Below are 3,876 nucleotides of genomic sequence, written 5' to 3'. Positions count from 1 at the left end.
TGGTATCATTATTTTTTTGGATAGGCAAGCGTGTAACAACTCTGCTGCCTATCTTTTTTTACCACAAGTTGGCTCAATCCTTACTAACTATCGGTTTGGGGCGGGTCGTCACCCCCCCAGGGGAAAATGACCGCGTTGATTGAGTTCTAACAGTTGATAATACCCGTCAATCAACCGATAAACTTCTAATCTGCCATTATTAACTTGGTAGATGCCGTAATAGGGAATTCGCATCACCCGCTCGTAAACCCAAAACTTTCCAGGTTTAGTGACTACCCCTTCATCGGTGCGAGATAAAGGAGTAAGGTCGCCCTCTTCATCCCCGTTCCCGCTAGCAAATTCCAAAGCAATTAACGGTGCTATGCGTTCCCGCCACAGCACGTAGGAACGCCGAATTTGACCGTCAATGTTAGGAGGTACATTCGGAACGTAAAACCAATCAGGAGCTTCTGCACCTTCGCCGGTTCAGTTTCTCGCCAGTAAATGCCGCAGTCTTTACCGATCGCATATTGTCCGTCAGGATGCCGCTGCTGCAAAATTTGCCCGATCGAATCAGTTAAAATTAAACTCTGCAGATGCTCCTGAAAATTTTCAACAAAAGTACCGTCGGAGTCTGGTAATTGAGTGTGGTAGGGAAAAGCAGGAGGTACAACAATGCGGTTAACGCTAGCAGTCATAATTCCCTCCGAGGTCTTACCTAATTGGTAATTAGTAATTGGTCATCTCAAATCTAGGTTAAATAACTCGGCATGGGTAGGGACACAGCACTGCTGTGTCCTTACAGTTATAAGGTACTTAAAACACTCCTTAAGGTTTCGGTAGCGCACTTTCAGGAGTTGGGGAAGCCGCAGGTTCGGGACTGGCATCTCCTGCTGTTGGAGATGGCGAAGGAGTGCCGCTAGCTAACTGATTAATTTGGTCTTTATAGTTAGGAGGAGCTAACTCAGTAGCTCGATCGAACAGCGTTTTTGCCTCATCTGTTTTGCCCTGTTCCTTCAGCACGATCGCCTTTCCTAAAGTCGGGCGAAAATCTTTTGGATTAGCCTTAGCAGATTCGTCATAAATTGCGATCGCCTCCTCGTAGCGCTTCTGCACAGCATAAACCTGTCCCAAAATCAACTGCACCGAAGTTACATCAACACTTTCCGGTTTTGCCTGATTGGCAGCCGGAGCCGCCTTCAGCGTATCTTGCAGCAGTCCGATCGCAGCTTCCGGCCGCTGCTGCACGAGCAACAAATTCACCAACCCCTGCAAAGCCTTAATTTCCCCAGGCTTAGACGCTAAAATTGACCTGTAAGCTTGAGCAGCCCCTTCGCGATCGCCCGTGCGTTCCTTAGCCTGAGCCAGCAAAATCCCGTATTCAGTAGTCTCGGGATTCAGCGAAGCCAACTTTTCCAAAGGACCGATCGCATCCTTAATGTCCCCTACTCCTTGCCCGATCAACTCCAGCCGCACCTGCAACAATCCCCGCAGAGCCGTTACATTGTCAGGTTCCCGCTGCAAAACCAATTCGTACCCCCTCGCCTGAGCTTGCAGCAACTCTGATTGCTTCTCCCCAGACTGCGCCGTCTGAACAGGCGTTGGAGTTGACCGACTTTGCACTTGGCTGGCCTTGAGAATACTGTCCAAAATTGGCACAAGAGAAAATCCCAAAAAAGCGATGAGCGACAGCACCACCACCACAGTAATCAACCCACGACGCTTGTTTGCTTTTTCCATAATTCAACTATCCCAGCTTAAAATCTACTATTTTCTAAGAATTAACGCATCGCCCGGGGGCATCTGCCATTTAACTAGATCGGTGCAACGGTAAAGGTTTTTAACTTCAAAGTCCCAACGGACAAAGCAGCCTTTTACTTGCAGCTAATATGGTAACAGACCCACAACTCCATGCTAGCTAAACAATTTTGGACACTCAGACCTGCAGCCCCAAGGACTGCGGTGTCTGTCCAATTTAGTCTGGTCAAGCTAAAAATTACCGAAAATATGGCGGATCAGCCCGTTAGGTAATTGGATTAAGTAAAATAGGCAAGCTGAATATCCTAAATGCTATTAGCCAGCAACTCCAACTCGGCGCGATCGGCGATCGATCGGTCAGCAACTCCTAAAGTCCTTGCTCGCAAGGATTTTAGCAGCCAGCCAACCGATCTGCACTGGTAGCGTTGAAAGTTGGCGTTGACGGGTCACAACCAGACCTCCGGGCGCAAGCCCCAAGTCAGGTGCTAGTAGTTTTTAAAGCAGTTTCTTCAGTTTATTCCTAATTTCCCTTAAGGGATGTGTCTCCGCTGCAAGGAGTTTTTATGAACCCCTCTCCCAACCGGTCTTCCAAATCGTCCAAATCTACTTCAACTCGCAAGGCTCAGCCCAGCGAACTGGCCGTCAATCCGCCTAAAGATACAGATTCCATTCCTGAGACACCAGACGAAAGTCCGGTGCCTTCGGCGTTGGCTGCACCTGTTGACCAAAATCAATCGCCAACTCCAACAGACGCCCCAGCGTCCAAGGATACGCTGCAACGACCCCGCTACAGTTCTGCCCTCGACAAGGACAAAACAAAGCCAAAAGACCTGCCCAGCAATCCTCCTGCAGCATCCGCCCCATCCGCGCCTTCGGAATCTGCCAGCGCTAATCCAGCGCTCGCAGTCGCACCGCCCGGAACCGCCGAGACTGCTGCTAGCGAAAGTCAGGGCGCTGAGGACATACCCTCCGTCATGCGCCAACATCCCATTCCCCCCCCCAGCGAACCCAGACAGTACCGAGCTGTTGGTTTGGTGCGGGGCCGCTACACGCAATCAGAAGAACAATTCACCCGGGGTATGCTGATCGCTGCCGACGGAACTGCCATCGACGCAGTTTTGCTGGGTAGAGTCATGAGTTTAGTCAAAAATCACCTGGATCTGGAACAAGAACACCTGTGGGTGGTATATCCCCGCACCAGGCAAGAAGACGGCAACTTGCACGCCCAGATTATGGGAGTTTGGGAGCCGGAAACGCTCAAGAAACCTCCCGAACCGTCCTCTGATGAGGAAAATCAGGAAGCAGCGGAGATTGAGACTAGCGACGAAGCATCTACCGCATCTTTGCCACCCTCGGAACCTGATGTTGAAGATGGCTATTTTTCGATTAGAGGTGAGGTGATTTATCAATCCCAAGACGAAGACAAGTATGTCATCGTCAAAATCAAGCAAGCTCCCCGCAAGAATGACGACAAGATGAAGTTTTTTAAACTGAAACTCAAGGGAGATTTAGCAACAAAAGCGATCGGGTTTTTTTGGGATTTCCACGTCAAATTGAAAGCTGACAGTCTGATGATTGAGCAGGCTAATAATATTGGTGCCCTGCCGATTAAAAAGCGGAAATTCCCCCCTGGCAGCAAGCCGCCCGGTGGCTTCAAAGGAGGAGGGAAGCGTCCGTTTACTCCTAGGCCCAGCGGTGACGGTGCTCCTGTAGGGCGTCCTACCATCAAGTCCGCAGCAGCAGCACCACCGCCTGTGCCGAAGGAACCTCTTCCTAAGCCGGTTAAGAAGCCTAAGCCGATCGAGGAATAAAAAATAGCTCAAGTAAAAATGCAAGATTAAAGGTTAAAAAAACTTTTAATCTTGCATTTTTACTTGAGCTGCTTAGGGTACTTCTGTACATGAGCGAGTAGGCTCTGCGCTACCACCTCGCCAATTTTGACAGGAACAGCGTTTCCGATTAAACGACCCAGTTTGCTGAAACAGACACGCTCGCCAGGAGCTAGGAAGCGGTAGTTTTCGGGAAAAGTCTGAAGGATAGCGGCCTCTCTCAGGAATGAAAATTTAATAACATCAGCGATGTATAATAAATAAATGAGTGAATATGAATAGGTTTATGTTGCGGTAGAGATGTCAAATA

3 protein-coding genes and 1 pseudogene are annotated in these 3,876 nt (G+C 49.3%); 1 reads left to right on the top strand and 3 read right to left on the bottom strand.

The window, feature by feature from the left end; genetic code table 11:
- Positions 1-117 precede the first annotated feature (117 nt).
- Positions 118-677 (bottom strand): annotated as a pseudogene (locus tag E5S67_RS31345) (Uma2 family endonuclease); the annotation flags it as partial.
- A 130-nt stretch (positions 678-807) separates the two neighbouring features.
- Positions 808-1,719 carry a tetratricopeptide repeat protein gene (locus E5S67_RS31340; protein WP_172193294.1) on the bottom strand — a complete coding sequence of 304 codons (912 nt, stop codon included), beginning with the start codon at positions 1,717-1,719 and terminating at the stop codon, positions 808-810.
- Positions 1,720-2,300: 581 nt separating this feature from the next.
- Between E5S67_RS31340 and E5S67_RS31335 the strand changes: the two genes are divergently transcribed.
- A complete protein-coding gene (locus E5S67_RS31335) occupies positions 2,301-3,548 on the top strand; it encodes a hypothetical protein (protein WP_172193292.1) in 1,248 nt (415 codons plus the stop codon).
- 59 nt (positions 3,549-3,607) lie between these two features.
- Here the strand turns inward: E5S67_RS31335 and E5S67_RS31330 are convergent, their stop codons facing one another.
- The gene (locus tag E5S67_RS31330) at positions 3,608-3,775 is read right to left on the bottom strand and encodes a hypothetical protein (protein ID WP_339382803.1); all 168 of its coding nucleotides are present in this window, start codon (positions 3,773-3,775) and stop codon (positions 3,608-3,610) included.
- Between the last annotated feature and the right edge of the window lie 101 nt (positions 3,776-3,876).

This window comes from Microcoleus asticus IPMA8, from assembly GCF_013179805.1.
In the GTDB taxonomy this organism is placed as follows: Bacteria; Cyanobacteriota; Cyanobacteriia; order Cyanobacteriales; family Microcoleaceae; genus Microcoleus; species Microcoleus asticus.
Note: the sequence above shows the minus strand (reverse complement) of the source record. Positions and strands in the feature narration are given on the sequence as shown.